This is a genomic window from Mesorhizobium sp. WSM4821 (assembly GCF_055901555.1).
In genome coordinates, this window is sequence record NZ_CM148371.1 from 7,221,307 (window position 1) to 7,235,887 (window position 14,581).

The following is a 14,581-nucleotide window of genomic DNA, read 5'->3' on the forward strand; positions in this document are numbered from 1 at the left end:
GATCTGCAACACGAATCCGCCGTTGCAATCACCCCTATATTGCGCGCAATAGCCTACATGGCGTTGGATGAACTGGATTTGGCGATTTTCCAGATGGCGGTCGAAAGCGTCCGCTCACTCTCCCTAAGCTTCAACCAAAAAGCCGCAGAGATAGCCATGAGAAGCCACGGTGTCCTGGTTTTTGACGTGAGGGTCGATGGTGACTCAGAGGTCCAGCGGATCGCAGCCATCCGATATCGAGCCGACCAGACGGGCGTGGTCGCGTTGGACAGACAAGGCCTTGTTACCCGCTCTTGCATGGTCAATGGCACTTTCTCACATTTCATTTCGCCATTGGAGAACTGGGCCAGCATGCCCCTGTCAATGCAGGCCAAGATCGATGTCACCGTCCATGCCGGTGTCTTCCTAGGCGCCTTGCGAAATGCCGGTCATATGCTTGGCAGCTAGCATATGACCGGAATGCATCTGTGGATTTTTGGCTCCACCTGCGCGTCCGAGCGGCCGGCCACCGAGGCTCTGTGGCGCGCGGATGTGTCCGGGGAGAGCGCGACGATCTGCTGCACACGTTCGGATATACCTCACGCGCACGAGCCGCGCTCCTTAGTTACCTTCTCCTTCACGTTACAGGGATTGCGCGAAAATATTACTCCGGTGCGCCTGCTTGGCAGTTACGCCGCGCTTCTGCAGTTAATCGAGCAGGAAAATCGCGCAATCAGTGGAGATCCACGAGAACTGGCTTGAGGCGACCCGCTACCACAACATGGATCATCTGCGCGAGCACAAGAAAGAGAACCTGAGGGCATTGGCCGCCTGAGACGCGGCCCGCCATGTCCGCCGCTCCGCTAAACACGGGGGCTGCACGGCGGCCACGCCAACGTCACCGCTGAATGCCACGCCATTTTGCTGACACACACAACTGCAACACTTCTTACATGGGAGCATGAATACGAACCCCGTTGCGCGATTCACCATTCCTTCACTTTATTAGCTCACGTTCATAAGCGGACATGTTGGTGTAGCTCGTACGTGCCCAAAGCCCCGGCGCATCGACCCAGCGCCGGGGCTTTTTTGGTACCAGAAGGTACCGCTGAAAGGAGCAATCGTCCAGCGGTGCAGGCCTTGGCTGTTCTGTGACGATTCCGGAGTTGCTGCTTTTTTGCGGCGTAGAGAAATCCGGGCTTTTACGGCGTCCAAAAACTCGGGTGTCTGCGGCGGGGCGCGCCATTTGGCGCGGTGACGTCGGAATTGCGGAATGCACCTAAACTTCTTGGAGCCAGGTCGTGCGGGGGAATCGACCGGAATAGAAGCTTCGCACTACGCGGTCCGGCCAGCATATCAACCGTAGGTAGCGCCCGCGGGCAGGAGCATTGGTCAGGCTGAGCATCGTTAAGCGCTAGGCCGACGGGCCGAGAACCGGCTGCCATAATACAGGTCCGTTCAGACGTCCCCTCCAGCGGATGCGCTTGAGGCTAGCGTGGGAAATCTCGAGAAAACCGGCGACCGCCTTCGTGTTACCAACCGGCTTGGGCTGTCCGATGCGCGTCAACGGCCACGTTGCGAGACGCAGGATCCGTTCCATGCGTGTATCGGTCACTGTCACAATCCGAGTGAGATTATTCGCCAAGCCGAATTCGATCATGCCGGCGAAGAGCTCGTAGGTTGCTTGCGCCAGTCCGCCAGACTTAGGCGCTGATGGAGGGAGATCGAGTGCGAAACGACTGCTCTCCCAAATGCGGGCACTCGCGGGCGCCGCGGTCTCCCCCAGCAGCATCGGAAAGGTATCGCGCAACATTGTCGGTCCGGTAGTCGGTAAAAGACGGACGCAACCGCAAATTCGCCAGTCGGATCCCTTGAGAAGCAGATAGACGGGGTTCAGGCTGTCGAATGCGTCTGTTTCCATCTCGCTTTCGGTCTGAACTTCCCAATCCAGCCTTTCCTTGAAGACCCGATGCCTGAGCCCGTGCATTTCGTTGAGCTCGTTTGGAAACTCGCCGTAGAGCTCAGGTGTTATCAGCTGCATCATCTGTCGCCTCCGTGCAGGATGTGTTCCCGCTATCGAAGAGCAAAGCCGACATTGATGCAGCCTGTAGACCTTTACAGCTTTCCAACAAAACGAGTCAGGATCTCCACTGACGGGAAGCAGTCAGCCGTGCTACGCCCTGGTTTATGGTTCGCACGCCAAGCTTTGCCTTGGCGTTTTCCAGATGGAAGGTCACGGTGCGTTTCGAGACGCCGAGGATCTGGCTGATATCCCAGGCGGACTTACCGCGCGCCGCCCATTTCAAGCATTCGAATTCTCGCGGGGTCAGGATTACGCCATCGACCACGCAATCTTCGGCGAGCCTGCGCCGGGCATATATATGAAAGCTGATCGCGACCAGCTGCAATGCCTTTTCGTAACGTGTCAGTGACCGCAAGAGAGGCGGACGGGACTGGTCGGAAGCGAAGGTCAGCGCCGCAAAGCGGCTGCGATGGTCGTGCATCGACATGGTCAATCCGCCACGAATGCCAAATCGAGCTGCTTCTTCTAGAATCTGTTGCTGTGAAGACGCGAGATGTTGCCGAGGTCGATCCACACCCCAATCAAAGATGTCCCAGCCTTGAAGCCCGCGCAGGATGACCGGATCATGGCTGTGGTAGCGCATTTGCATATAGTGTGATGTCCAGGATGAAGGATAATTTGAAATCAAGCGCGGCCTCTGGCAGGAGGCCGACGGGTAACTGAAATAGGCGAAGTGCGGAAAGTCGAATGCGGCTGCGGCAGACGCCATTGCCTCACACAGATCGACCGCATCGACGCTTTCGGAGAGTTGCTCAAGGAAATCTTCAAAAACGCGATGCATCTGCGCTTGCATAACCTCCGTGCCGTTGCTCGATTGCAGGCGGAGACCTTGGTCTAAATGATTGGCGATCAAGGCAACGTGTGCGAGTTCGTCAGTTTGATCGCCGGTATTGCTCTGCTACTTTGGTTAATGAGGCTGTTTGTGCGGCGACTCAGCGCCGCGAGCGTCTAATTTGTTGCACCGATCGGTGACATTCCTATGTTGTCGATGAGCCGTATGTCGCCGAGCCATGCCGCCACAAGTAAGCGTGCCGGTCGGTCAAGGCTCGTCAGCGGTTGCAGATCTGCCTCGCCGCGAAGTTCCAGGTATTCGACTTCGCGATAGCCTGTCGCCAGAATTGTTGCGCGCGCTTCATCAAGCATGGGCAGGACAGGAGAGCCACGCGCAAGCCGCTCAGCCGTGTCGAGCAAGACCGAAGCCAGCTTTGGGGCAATGGCGCGTTCTGCTGGCGAGAGCCGGCTATTGCGCGACGATAGTGCAAGACCATCGGTTTCGCGGACTGTCGGACATGCGACCACCGTGATCGGGATGTCAAGGTCCCGGACCAAGCGCCTGACAAGCTGAAGCTGCTGGAAATCCTTTTCGCCAAAGAAGGCGAAGTCAGCGCCGGTCTGCAGGAAGAGCTTGGCCACGACCGTCGCCACGCCATCGAAATGGCCGGGCCGGAAGGCGCCGCACAGGCCCTCGCTGAGAGTGGACACCGAAACGGCCGTGGCGAAGCCCGCTGGATACATCTCGTCTGCATCCGGTACATAGAGCAGATGTGCGCCTGTCGGCACGAGCTTGGCAGCATCTTCGTTTTCCGTCCGGGGATAGGCGGCAAGGTCGGCGGCACTGTCGAACTGCTTGGGATTGACGAACAGCGTCACGACTACCCGCTCGGCCTTCTGAAGCGCGGCCCGCACGAGGCTCAGATGGCCTTCATGCAAGGCTCCCATGGTCGGCACAACGGCGACACGGGCGCCTGAGCGACGCCATCCCGCGGCAACAGCGCGGAGTTCGGCAACGGTTCGAACGATCGGCACGCTCATGTGACGTCTCCGGCCTTCGTCTCATTGGCGTAGAGATGTTCGGCCGCCGGAAAGCGCCGTTCCCTCACGTCAGCGGCATAAGCCGCAATCGCCGCATCGGCCTGGTTGCCCAGTTCGGCGTAACGCTTGACGAATTTCGGTCGGAAAGAGCCGAAAAGCCCAAGCATATCATCGCTGACCAAAATCTGGCCGTCGCAGGCGGGCGAGGCGCCGATGCCGATTGTGGGGATGGCGATCTCCGCAGTGATGCGCCGTGCGAGCGGCTCGGGCACTTTCTCCAGCACCACCGAGAAAGCGCCGGCTTCCGTGACCGCACCGGCGTCGCGCCTGATGCGCTCGGCATCGTCTCCGCGCCCCTGGACGCGGTAGCCGCCGAGAGTATTGACCGCCTGCGGCGTTAAGCCGACATGGGCCATGACAGGCACGCCGCGCGCGGCGAGGAAGCGGATCGTCTCGGCCATGGTCTGCCCCCCCTCGAGCTTCACCGCTGCACAACCGGTCTCCGCCATCAGGCGCGCAGCGTTGCGGAAGGCCTGCTCGGGGCTTTCTTCATAGGAACCGAATGGCAGGTCTACGACCATCAATGCTCGCACCAGACCGCGGCGCACCGCCTGGCCGTGCATGATCATCATGTCGAGGGTGACGCTCAGCGTCGACGAGAGGCCGTGCAGGACCATGCCGACGCTGTCTCCGACGAGAACGATGTCGCAGTGTGGATCAACCAGTCTGGCGATCGGCGTCGTATAGGCCGTCAGGCAGACGAGCGGAGTCTGGCCTTTCCGCATTCGAACATCCGGCGGTGTCATCGCCTTTGTCTCACCAGTTGCGCTCACCCGAGGCATCCTTCCCTAGCGTTACCCGCCGCGGGTGTCGCGTTTGGCATATTTTTGTGCGCGTGCGAAGAGCTAAAAAAGACATCCAGTTGTGCGGTGTTGACGTTCGTGCAGCATCGCTTAAATTCAATCGATTCAATCACCCTGCATTTGGGGCCAACTCATTATCGCGAACATGGACCATCAGGGAAAAGGAACCAGAAAAGGCAGAGCCGCTCTCAAGGCCGACGAAGCAAAAGTGGACCTGATCGCCGTTGTCGTCGCCGTAAACGACAGTGAACCCTGTCTTCTCACGATCGGGAACGCGGACACCCTTCCGTCCGGACCATATGCGCTAGAGCATCGATCGCTGCAAGCCGGTCTACGGGGTTGGGTGGAGCAACAGACCGGCCACCCGCTGGGGTACATCGAGCAGCTCTACACCTTCGCTGATCGGGACCGCATAGGGGCCGAGCGCCAGGAACGCGCCATCTCAATCAGCTATCTGGCACTCACTCGGATGGACCAGGCAACGGGCTCCGCCAACTGTGGGTGGCGGAGTTGGTACGAGTATTTTCCCTGGGAGGACCATCGCTCCGGCACGCCCGTGGTGCTCGAGATTTTACGACCACGCCTGATTGAGTGGGCTGAGGGCGCCAGCGACGCCACTACGCGACGCGAACGCCGGCAGCGCGGCGCGATTGCCTTCGGTTTCGATGACCGCAATTGGAACGAGGAACTCACGCTCCAACGCTACGAGTTGCTCTACGAATCCGCCCTGATCGAAGAGGCTGGTGGCGGGCGGCACGTCGCGCCCGCGGCGGTATCTGGCAAGGCAATGATCGCCGACCATCGACGAATCCTGGCGACCGGCGTTGCGCGGCTCCGTTCAAAGATCAAGTACCGGCCGGTGGTGTTCGAACTCATGAGACCGTCGTTCACGCTGCTTCAGTTGCAGCGGACCGTGGAGGCGCTCGCCGGGAGGCTCATCAACAAGCCGAACTTCCGAAGACTTGTAGAGCAGCAAGAGCTGGTCGAGGAAACTGGCGAGACCTCCCTCGAGACGGGCGGGCGGCCGGCAAAGCTCTATCGGTTCCGCCATGCCGTCGTCGACGACAGGGCTGTGGCCGGAACAAAATTGCCGCTCACGCGGGCTTGACATACTTATAGTCAAGGTAGACATATTCCCCTTATTGTCAGATCGAATATAATCGGAGGCGCTGATGACTGGGGCGTTACCTACGGCTGCGTCCCTGTACGAGCGCGTCCGGCGGGTGATCCCGCCGGTCGAATGGCCGGCGTTCACCAGCGACATTGAAGCCATCCTGGCGCTGAAGCGCAATCGCAATGCGGTCATCCTTGCGCACAATTACCAAACGCCGGAGATCTTCCACTGCGTGGCCGACATTGTCGGCGACAGCCTCGCACTGGCCCGCAAGGCGGCTACGGTCGAGGCGCAAATCATCGTGGTTGCCGGCGTGCATTTCATGGCCGAGACGGCCAAGCTGCTCAATCCGAACAAGATCGTCCTCCTCCCGGATCTCGGCGCCGGTTGCTCGCTGGCCGATTCGATCACGGCACAAGACGTGCGGCTGATGCGGCAGCGCTATCCGGGGGTCCCGGTTGTCACCTACGTCAACACTTCGGCGGCTGTAAAAGCGGAGTCGGACATCTGCTGCACCTCGGGCAACGCCAGGGCGGTTGTGGAATCGCTCGGCGTGCCGCGTGTGATCATGGTGCCCGATGAATATCTGGCGAAAAACGTGGCGGCGGAAACGGAGGTCGAGATCATCGCCTGGAAGGGCCACTGCGAAGTGCATGAGCGATTCACGTCGGCCGACATCCGGGAACTGCGCGATGCGCATCCAGGGGTCATCGTGCTCGCCCATCCCGAATGCCCGCCACAGATTGTAGCAGAGGCGGAATTCTCCGGCTCGACCGCGGCCATGTTGGAATATGTCGAGCGGGAGAAACCGCCGCGCGTCGTCCTGCTAACGGAATGTTCGATGAGCGACAATGTCGCGGTCGCGCATCCCGAGGTCGAGTTCGTCCGCCCCTGCAATCTGTGTCCGCACATGAAGCGCATCACACTGGCTAACATTCGCGTCGCACTCGAGGAGAACCGGCATGAGGTTCGGATCGATCCCGGAATTGCAGGGCGCGCGCGCCGTTCGGTCGAGCGTATGCTTTCCATATGAGCCTCGACGTTCATGACATCGGCGGGGCGCCGGTCATCATCGGCGCCGGTGTGGCAGGCCTGATGACGGCGCTTCATCTGGCGCCAGAACCGGTTGTGCTTCTGTCCAATGCGAGGCTGGGAACCGGAGCCTGCAGCCAACTCGCCCAAGGCGGTCTTGCGGCAAGTGTCGGCGGCGAGGACAGTCCCGAATTTCATCTTTGTGACACCCTCGCAGCCGGCGACGGCCTCTGCGACGTGACGACGGTGCGGCGAACGGTGCAAGCTGCACCCGAAGCGATCAGGACTCTGGAACGCTTCGGTGTGGCATTCGACCGACGCGCTGACGGCGCGTTGCGGCTCGGGCTTGAAGCGGCGCACTCGCAGCGGCGAATCGTGCATGCGGCGGGCGATGCCACGGGTCGGGAGCTGGTCCGCGCGCTGATCGCCGCGGCACGGCGCACAGCCTCCATCACTATCCTGGAGAACGTGGAGGCCCGCCGGCTTATCGTGGAAGACGGGGCGATCATCGCCGTGGTCGCGGCCGGGTGCACGGGCGCCATCGCCTTGCCAACGCGCCGCGCGGTCCTGGCGACCGGCGGCATCGGCGGCTTGTTTAGCGAAACGACAAACCCGGCTGGCTCATGTGGACAGGGGCTCGCCCTCGCCGCCTGTGCCGGGGCGGAGTTCGCCGACCTGGAATTCGTGCAGTTCCACCCGACCGCCCTCGAGGGTCCGCGGCGGCCGATGCCGCTGGTGAGCGAAGCGGTGCGCGGCGAGGGTGCTGTGCTCATCGACGAGCAAGGAGAGCGTTTCCTCGCTGAAACCCCCGGGGGCGAGCTTGCGCCTCGCGACGTGGTTGCGCGCGCGGTTTGGCACCAGCTCGCTGTCGGACGCCGTGTGTTCTTGGACGCAAGGCAATGTCTCGGCCTCAGATTTGACAAGCGCTTTCCGGCAATCGCCGATTTGTGCCGCCAGGCCGGCATCGATCCCGCGACCGACCCGATCCCGGTGCGCCCGGCGGCACATTATCACATGGGCGGTGTCGCTGTAGACGCTGCCGGCCGCAGCTCCATCGAGGGGTTGTGGGCATGTGGCGAGGTCGCATGCACCGGTCTGCACGGCGCGAACCGACTCGCCAGCAACTCGCTTATCGAAGCGGCGGTCACAGCGAGCTGGGTTGCTGAAAGCGTCGCCGACGTATCACACACCCGGCGACCGCGCGTGTGTTCCGCATTCGTGCCTCGACGGCCAGACGCCTCCGGCATCCGCCCAATCGTCTCGGCCGCGCTCGGCATCATCCGCGATGGCGAGACGCTACGCGACGGGGTGGCGACCCTGTTGCCGATTGCAGCTCACGACAGCGCTGCCTCCGGCCCCGCCCTGGTCGCGCTGATGATCGCCATTGCGGCCCTGCGGCGCGAAGAGAGCCGCGGCTCGCACTGTCGTTCCGATTTCCCCGGACGCGATGCAGATGCGCGCCAGTCACGGCTGACACTGCGCAGCGCAATACAGACCGCCGTCGCACTCAGCTGGCGGGCGCCGATACGGAGCACCCTGACATGAATTCGTTCTCACCCCTTCCCTCAACCCTGATCGAGCCAATCGTGCGCGGTGCTCTTCTCGAAGACCTGGGCAGATGCGGTGATCTGACCAGCGACGCCGTGATCCCGCGTGATCGCACGGCCACCTTGGTGCTCAAGTCGCGACAGATGGGCATCGTTGCCGGTCTCGATCTGGCCGCCTTCGCCTTCATGCTCGTCGAGCCTGCGATCGACATGCACATCTGGCGCGCTGACGGCAGCGATGTCGCGGCGGGCGAGACTATCGCCAAGTTGTGCGGACCGGCGCGAGGCCTGCTCACGGCCGAGCGCACGGCGCTCAATTTTCTGTGCCGCCTGAGCGGCATCGCCACTGCCACAGCGACGATGGTCGAGGCCGTGCGTGGCCACAAGGCGAAGATCGTGTGCACGCGAAAGACGACGCCCGGCCTGCGCGCGCTGGAGAAATACGCCGTACGCGTCGGCGGCGGCGCCAATCACCGCTTCGGGCTCGACGACGCCGTGCTGATCAAGGACAACCACATCGCGATCGCCGGCGACATTGGCACGGCAATAGAGCGGGCGCGCGCCGCCGCAGGCCACATGGTGAAGATCGAGGTCGAGGTCGAGACCCTTGAGCAGCTCGATACAGCGCTCACGCTGGGAGTCGACGCAGTGCTGCTCGACAATATGTCGGTTGAGGACCTTGCCCGCGCCGTGGCACTGGTCGGTGGCCGCGCCATCACCGAGGCCTCCGGTCGGGTGACGCCGAAAACGGCTCCATCGATTGCTGCGACGGGGGTCGACCTCATCTCGGTCGGATGGCTGACACACAGCGCGCCCATCCTCGACATCGGCCTGGATATGCCGGCGCATCGGCGCGCGCTTGAACTGATGGAGATGGAATGAAAACCATTCCCACCTCCGCTGGAGCGCGCCGACGCAGGAGCCGCTCCATGCGAGCCTGCATCTTTGTGGGGCACACCCTCCAACTGGTTCAGGCTCATCGGGCTGATCGACGATCATAGCGAGCCCGAGGAGGGTCGACAGACTCCTGCACGCGCTGTCGGACCAGCGACAAAGCTTTTGACGATGACGATTGGAACGAACTCGGAGTGCGACGTGAAGCAAGCCATGCAATCGATCGAGGGGGCACTATCCCGATGGAACCGCAAAGAGGCCGAGGCCATCCACGGGATGCCATTCAATGACCTGCTCTTCCTGGCTCAGACAATCCACCGCCAGAACTTCGATCGCAACCGGGTGCAGCTGTCGCGGCTGCTCAGCATCAAGACCGGCGGATGCCCGGAGGATTGCGGCTATTGCAGCCAGTCTACACATTACGAAACCGGCCTGAAGGCGTCCAAGCTGATGGAGGTGGAGCGTGTCATTGCCGAAGCGATCAAGGCGCGGGACGCCGGCGCCACCCGCTATTGCATGGGCGCCGCATGGCGCAGTCCGAAGGAACGCGACATGGGGTCCGTGGTCGCCATGATCGAGGGCGTGAAGGCGCTCGGCATGGAAACCTGCATGACGCTTGGAATGCTGGACCTCAGTCAGGCGCAGCGCCTGAAGGCGGCCGGTCTCGACTACTACAACCACAACATCGACACGTCCGAGCGCTATTACGGCGAGGTTGTTTCAACCAGGACCTTTGCCGACCGGCTGGAAACACTTGGGCACGTGCGCGAGGTCGGCATGAAGGTCTGCTGCGGCGGCATTGTCGGGATGGGAGAGGAAAAGGCCGATCGCATCGACATGCTGATCACACTCGCGAACCTGCCCGAGCCGCCGGAAAGCGTGCCGATCAACATGCTGATCCCCATCAGGGGGACGCCGCTTGCCGAGGCCGAACCCATCGATCCGATCGATTTCATCCGCACCATTGCGCTCGCCCGCATCATGATGCCGAAGTCCTATGTACGGCTCTCCGCCGGCAGGACGGCGATGAGCGACGAGACCCAGGCGCTGTGCTTCTTTGCCGGCGCCAATTCCATCTTTGTCGGCGACACGCTGCTGACTGCGGACAATCCCGGGGAGGACAAGGATACTCGTCTATTTAGACGTCTGGGCATCGAACCGATGCAATGCGAGGCGAAATGAACGAGCCACCGCTTGCCCGCTATGAAGCAACCTTGCAGGGGCTGGCACGCAAGGACCGGCTGCGCACATTGGCGCCGCGGGTCGGGCTCGACTTTTCGTCCAACGACTATCTCGGGCTTGCCGCCTCGAAGAGACTTGGCGATGCAGTAGCGGCGGCAATCGAGCGGGGCACCCCGGTCGGCGCTACCGGATCGCGGCTTCTGCGCGGCAACGCGCCGGAGCATGAGGCGTTGGAGGCAGATGCGGCCGCGTTCTTCGGGGCCGAACGGGCGCTGTTCTTCGGCAGCGGCTACATCGCCAACTTCGCCCTGCTGAGTACCCTGGTGAAAAAGGGCGACCTGCTGATCCTCGATGAACTCGCGCATGCCAGCATGCATGAAGGGGCGCGGGCTGGACGCGCCGAGTTCAGGCTGGTGGCGCACAATGACATTGATGCTTTTGAGGATGCTATCAAGCGCTGGCGCGCCGAAGGCTGCATGGGGCGCATCTGGATCGGGGTCGAAAGCCTCTACAGCATGGATGGCGACTGCGCGCCGATGGAGAGCCTGGTCGAGCTTGCCGATCGGCAGGAGGCATTCATACTGGTCGACGAGGCACATGCCACCGGGGTCTGGGGATCGGGGGGCCGAGGGCTGGCCGCCGCTTTCGAGGGCCGCGACAACATTGTCGCGCTCCACACATGCGGCAAGGCGCTCGGCGCATCCGGCGCACTCGTCACTGGGCCGGGAGTGCTGTGCGACTATATTGTCAATCGCTGCCGGCCGTTTATCTACGCCACCGCGCCATCGCCGCTAATGGCAGTGGCGGCGCGCGAAGCACTCGCAATCCTGGTCGACGAGCCGATGCGCCGCGTTCAGTTGCACGAGCACGTTGCCTTCGCAAGCCGGCAGCTGGCCGAGCATTGCGGAGCCAAGCTCAGCAGTTCGCAGATCCAGCCATTTGTCATTGGGGAGGTGACGCGCACCATGGCGATCGCGGCGGCTCTGCAGGCTCGCGGCTTCGACATACGCGGCATTCGTCCGCCGACAGTGCCGGAGGGCACGTCGCGGCTGCGCATTTCGCTGACGCTCAATGTCGGCAAGGCTGACATTTCGGCCATGGTCGAAACGCTTGCCGAATTGTTGGCCACGGCATGAGCAAGCGCATCGTCGTCACCGGAACAGATACCGGAATAGGCAAAACGGTTTTTGCCGCGGGGCTCGCAGGCCTGCTCGACGGCTTTTACTGGAAGCCGGTGCAATCGGGTCTCGATGAGGAGACCGACAGTGAGGCGGTTGAACGGCTCGCCGGCCTGCCGTCAGGGCGCGTGCTGCCGGAAGCTCACCGCTTGAAGAGCCCGCTGTCGCCGCATCGTTCAGCCGAAATTGACGGCGTCTCGATTGAGGCTGCCGATCTAGCATTTCCAGTCCTGCCGACACCGCTCGTCATCGAAGGCGCTGGCGGACTGATGGTGCCGATCAACCGACAGACAAGATTCATTGACATCTTCGCTCAATGGCGGCTGCCGGCCATACTGTGCGCCCGCACCGCGCTCGGCACAATCAACCACACTCTGTTGTCGATCGAGGCCCTGCGAGCCCGCTCCATCCCGCTGATCGGCATCGCCTTCATTGGCGATGAGGTAGCCGACACGCAAAGGACAATCGTGGAATTCAGCGGCGTGCCGCAGCTCGGCAGGCTGCCGCACCTCGATCCACTGACGGGTGAGACGTTGAGAGATGCAATGATTGCCGGCTTCGACCTTGCCTTGATTTCCGGAGTTGGCTGATGTCGCAGTCTCGAATCTGGCACCCATTCACCCAGCATGCGCTTGAGCCCGCGATCCCTGAAATCGTGCTTACTGAAGGCACTTATCTACACAAGGCCGACGGCGCTCGCATTCTGGACGCCATTTCCTCCTGGTGGGTCGTCACCCATGGCCACCGCCACCCCCGCATCATGAAAGCCATCGAGACGACCGCGTCGACCCTCGACCAGATCATCTTTGCGGGCTTCACGCACGAGCCGGCAGAACGCCTGGCCAAGGCGCTTGTCGGCCTCGCTCCCGCCGGACTCGACTGGGTGTTCTATTCCGACAGCGGCTCGACTTGCGTCGAAGTCGCATTGAAGATGGCGCTCGGTTATTTCCGCAACATCGGCGCGCCGCGCTCGCGCATCGCCGTCATGGAGCACAGCTATCATGGCGACACGATCGGCACGATGAGCGTTGGCACCCGCGGCGTATTCAATGCTGCCTACGAACCCTTGCTGTTCGAGGTCGACACCATTCCCTTCCCGGCAGCAGGGCGTGAGCAGGAAACGCTGGATCGGTTCGAGGCCGTCAGCCGCGACCGGCGCGCCGCCGCGCTGATCGTCGAGCCGCTCGTGCTCGGCGCCGGCGGCATGCTGATGTATCCGGCTTGGGTTCTGACCGAATTGAAGAAGATCACTGAGGCCACCGGCATGCTCTTGATCGCCGATGAGGTGATGACCGGCTGGGGACGTACCGGAACCATGTTCGCCTGCGAGCAGGCCTTGATCTCTCCGGATATCCTGTGCACCTCGAAGGGCTTGACCGGCGGCTCCGTCCCGCTGGCAGCCACGCTCGCCAGCAATGCCATCTTTCAGGCCCACTATTCCGAAGACCGGAAGAAGACTTTTTTCCACTCAAGCTCCTACACCGCCAATCCGATCGCCTGCGCGGCCGCATTTGCCAATGTCGAGGTCTGGCGGAACGAGCCTGTCGCCGAGCGGATTGCGGCGTTGAGCGCGAAACAGGCCACTGGCCTGCAACGCTTCCGAAACAATCCCTTCTTCGCCGACAGCCGAGCGAACGGCACGATCCTCGCTCTCGATCTGCGCACCAGCTCGGCCGGCTATCTGGCGGAGATCGGGCCGAAATTGCGCGCTTTTTTCCTCGAGCGTGGCATGCTGGTGCGCCCGCTCGGCAATGTGCTCTATCTCCTTCCGCCCTATTGCATCACCGGCGAGGAGCTCGATCGGCTCTATGACGCCATCGAGGAGGCCGGCGAACGCTTCGGTTCGCGGTCATGAACCGGTCGTCGCGCATACTCGGCTTCGGTCATCATGCGCCGGCGCGCAAGGTTGAGAATCCGGAAATCGAAATCCGTCTCGGGCTCGAACCCGGCTGGATCGAGCGACGCACCGGAATCCGTTCGCGCTTCTGGGCAACGGGCGAAGACACGTTATCGGGCCTTGCCGCGCGTGCCGGCGACATGGCGCTGGCGAATGCCGGCATCGGCCGTGACGATATCGGCCTGCTGTTGCTCGCGACGTCTACGCCCGACCATCTTCTGCCGCCGAGCGCGCCGCTGGTGGCACACCGGCTGGGACTCGACCGCGCCGGTGCGGTTGACCTGACAGGCGCCTGCGCCGGCTTCATCTATGCCCTGCTGTTCGCGGACGGATTCACCCGCCTGCATGGCAAAGCGAGCCTGGTCATTGCCGCCAACATCCTCAGCCGCCGCATCAATCCAGCCGAGCGCGCAAGCGCGGTGCTGTTTGCCGATGCCGCCGGCGCCGTGGTGGTTGCCCCTTGCGAAGAGCCGGATCGAGGCATCCTCGGCGCCGCGCTGGCTTCGGACGGCTCGCGCTATGGACTGATCCAGATTCCCGCCGGAGGAAGCAATGCACCATTCCACGGCGGCCTGGACCTCGAGCAGACCTGGATGACGATCGCCGACGGCCGCGAAGTGTTCGCCAAGGCCGTGGAGATGATGTCTCGCTGCTCGCAGGATGCCCTCTCTGCTGCCCGAATGGGATCGCAAGACATCGACCGGTTCGTGCCACACCAGGCCAATGCCCGGATTTTCGATGCGGTCGGTAGGGTTCTCGGAATAGCGGATGAAGCAATCGCCAAGACGATTGCCGAGTACGGCAACTCTTCCGCCGCGACCATCCCGCTCTCGCTCTCGCTTTCGCATCGGGCACAGCCGTTTCGGCCCGGCGAAAAGATTCTTCTTGCGGCAGCCGGTGCCGGTCTCAGCGGAGGCGCCCTGATCATAGGAATTTAGCCGCACGGCGGCCATGCACAGGAGTGGTCACGGATGACAAGAGCAAACGGGTCCGCGAAAAA

At 62.3% G+C, this 14,581-nt stretch carries 15 protein-coding genes; 11 read left to right on the forward strand and 4 right to left on the reverse strand.

Annotation, left to right across the window (positions count from 1 at the left end; translation table 11 throughout):
• The first annotated feature begins 57 nt into the window (after positions 1-57).
• Both AC0NID_RS35175 and AC0NID_RS35180 read left to right on the forward strand, forming a co-directional pair.
• Positions 58-447, forward strand: coding sequence for a hypothetical protein (locus AC0NID_RS35175; RefSeq protein ID WP_473458223.1), 390 nt, complete (start codon positions 58-60; stop codon positions 445-447).
• Between the two features lie 3 nt (positions 448-450).
• Positions 451-741: a hypothetical protein gene (locus AC0NID_RS35180; RefSeq protein WP_473458184.1), complete on the forward strand. Its 291-nt coding sequence runs from the start codon at positions 451-453 to the stop codon at positions 739-741.
• A 652-nt stretch (positions 742-1,393) separates the two neighbouring features.
• Here the strand turns inward: AC0NID_RS35180 and AC0NID_RS35185 are convergent.
• From AC0NID_RS35185 to panB, 4 genes are all read right to left on the reverse strand, one after another.
• The gene (locus tag AC0NID_RS35185) at positions 1,394-2,023 is read right to left on the reverse strand and encodes an acyl-homoserine-lactone synthase (RefSeq protein ID WP_473458183.1); all 630 of its coding nucleotides are present in this window, start codon (positions 2,021-2,023) and stop codon (positions 1,394-1,396) included.
• Between the two features lie 94 nt (positions 2,024-2,117).
• On the reverse strand, positions 2,118-2,843 hold the full coding sequence (locus tag AC0NID_RS35190) for a LuxR family transcriptional regulator (protein WP_473458222.1): 726 nt from the start codon (positions 2,841-2,843) through the stop codon (positions 2,118-2,120).
• A gap of 167 nt (positions 2,844-3,010) precedes the next feature.
• The gene (gene panC / locus AC0NID_RS35195; protein ID WP_473458182.1) at positions 3,011-3,874 is read right to left on the reverse strand and encodes a pantoate--beta-alanine ligase; all 864 of its coding nucleotides are present in this window, start codon (positions 3,872-3,874) and stop codon (positions 3,011-3,013) included.
• A complete protein-coding gene (gene panB, locus AC0NID_RS35200; protein WP_473458181.1) occupies positions 3,871-4,707 on the reverse strand; it encodes a 3-methyl-2-oxobutanoate hydroxymethyltransferase in 837 nt (278 codons plus the stop codon). The genes panC and panB overlap by 4 nt, the downstream gene beginning before the upstream one ends.
• Positions 4,708-4,882: 175 nt before the next feature.
• On the opposite strand from panB, the gene AC0NID_RS35205 reads away from it, so the two are divergent.
• The 9 genes from AC0NID_RS35205 (at position 4,883) to AC0NID_RS35245 (ending at position 14,519) form a co-directional block, all read left to right on the forward strand.
• Entirely contained in the window at positions 4,883-5,845 is a 963-nt protein-coding gene (locus AC0NID_RS35205; RefSeq protein ID WP_473458180.1) for an NUDIX hydrolase, read from the forward strand.
• 64 nt (positions 5,846-5,909) lie between these two features.
• Entirely contained in the window at positions 5,910-6,884 is a 975-nt protein-coding gene (gene nadA, locus AC0NID_RS35210) for a quinolinate synthase NadA (protein WP_473458179.1), read from the forward strand.
• Positions 6,881-8,428: an L-aspartate oxidase gene (locus tag AC0NID_RS35215; protein WP_473458178.1), complete on the forward strand. Its 1,548-nt coding sequence runs from the start codon at positions 6,881-6,883 to the stop codon at positions 8,426-8,428. The genes nadA and AC0NID_RS35215 overlap by 4 nt, the downstream gene beginning before the upstream one ends.
• The gene (gene nadC / locus AC0NID_RS35220; RefSeq protein WP_473458177.1) at positions 8,425-9,312 is read left to right on the forward strand and encodes a carboxylating nicotinate-nucleotide diphosphorylase; all 888 of its coding nucleotides are present in this window, start codon (positions 8,425-8,427) and stop codon (positions 9,310-9,312) included. The genes AC0NID_RS35215 and nadC overlap by 4 nt, the downstream gene beginning before the upstream one ends.
• A gap of 183 nt (positions 9,313-9,495) precedes the next feature.
• Positions 9,496-10,506: a biotin synthase BioB gene (gene bioB, locus AC0NID_RS35225; RefSeq protein WP_473458176.1), complete on the forward strand. Its 1,011-nt coding sequence runs from the start codon at positions 9,496-9,498 to the stop codon at positions 10,504-10,506.
• Positions 10,503-11,642 (forward strand): 8-amino-7-oxononanoate synthase, encoded by a 1,140-nt coding sequence (locus AC0NID_RS35230; RefSeq protein WP_473458175.1) that lies wholly within the window; start codon positions 10,503-10,505, stop codon positions 11,640-11,642. The genes bioB and AC0NID_RS35230 overlap by 4 nt, the downstream gene beginning before the upstream one ends.
• Complete coding sequence (gene bioD / locus AC0NID_RS35235; protein ID WP_473458174.1) at positions 11,639-12,274, forward strand: dethiobiotin synthase; 636 nt, start codon at positions 11,639-11,641, stop codon at positions 12,272-12,274. The genes AC0NID_RS35230 and bioD overlap by 4 nt, the downstream gene beginning before the upstream one ends.
• Complete coding sequence (locus AC0NID_RS35240) at positions 12,274-13,539, forward strand: adenosylmethionine--8-amino-7-oxononanoate transaminase (RefSeq protein WP_473458173.1); 1,266 nt, start codon at positions 12,274-12,276, stop codon at positions 13,537-13,539. Before bioD ends, AC0NID_RS35240 begins: the two co-directional genes overlap by 1 nt.
• A complete protein-coding gene (locus tag AC0NID_RS35245; protein WP_473458172.1) occupies positions 13,536-14,519 on the forward strand; it encodes a beta-ketoacyl-ACP synthase III in 984 nt (327 codons plus the stop codon). The genes AC0NID_RS35240 and AC0NID_RS35245 overlap by 4 nt, the downstream gene beginning before the upstream one ends.
• The last annotated feature ends 62 nt before the right edge of the window (positions 14,520-14,581 follow it).

Bases quoted from the DNA above. Each gene is read 5' to 3' on its own strand.
- AC0NID_RS35175 (WP_473458223.1), top strand. From the start codon at position 58: ATGGCGTTGGATGAACTGGATTTGGCGATTTTCCAGATGGCGGTCGAA.
- AC0NID_RS35180 (WP_473458184.1), top strand. From the start codon at position 451: ATGACCGGAATGCATCTGTGGATTTTTGGCTCCACCTGCGCGTCCGAG.
- AC0NID_RS35185 (WP_473458183.1), bottom strand. From the start codon at position 2,023: ATGATGCAGCTGATAACACCTGAGCTCTACGGCGAGTTTCCAAACGAG.
- AC0NID_RS35190 (WP_473458222.1), bottom strand. From the start codon at position 2,843: ATGCATCGCGTTTTTGAAGATTTCCTTGAGCAACTCTCCGAAAGCGTC.
- panC (WP_473458182.1), bottom strand. From the start codon at position 3,874: ATGAGCGTGCCGATCGTTCGAACCGTTGCCGAACTCCGCGCTGTTGCC.
- AC0NID_RS35205 (WP_473458180.1), top strand. From the start codon at position 4,883: ATGGACCATCAGGGAAAAGGAACCAGAAAAGGCAGAGCCGCTCTCAAG.
- nadA (WP_473458179.1), top strand. From the start codon at position 5,910: ATGACTGGGGCGTTACCTACGGCTGCGTCCCTGTACGAGCGCGTCCGG.
- AC0NID_RS35215 (WP_473458178.1), top strand. From the start codon at position 6,881: ATGAGCCTCGACGTTCATGACATCGGCGGGGCGCCGGTCATCATCGGC.
- nadC (WP_473458177.1), top strand. From the start codon at position 8,425: ATGAATTCGTTCTCACCCCTTCCCTCAACCCTGATCGAGCCAATCGTG.
- bioB (WP_473458176.1), top strand. From the start codon at position 9,496: ATGACGATTGGAACGAACTCGGAGTGCGACGTGAAGCAAGCCATGCAA.
- AC0NID_RS35230 (WP_473458175.1), top strand. From the start codon at position 10,503: ATGAACGAGCCACCGCTTGCCCGCTATGAAGCAACCTTGCAGGGGCTG.
- bioD (WP_473458174.1), top strand. From the start codon at position 11,639: ATGAGCAAGCGCATCGTCGTCACCGGAACAGATACCGGAATAGGCAAA.
- AC0NID_RS35240 (WP_473458173.1), top strand. From the start codon at position 12,274: ATGTCGCAGTCTCGAATCTGGCACCCATTCACCCAGCATGCGCTTGAG.
- AC0NID_RS35245 (WP_473458172.1), top strand. From the start codon at position 13,536: ATGAACCGGTCGTCGCGCATACTCGGCTTCGGTCATCATGCGCCGGCG.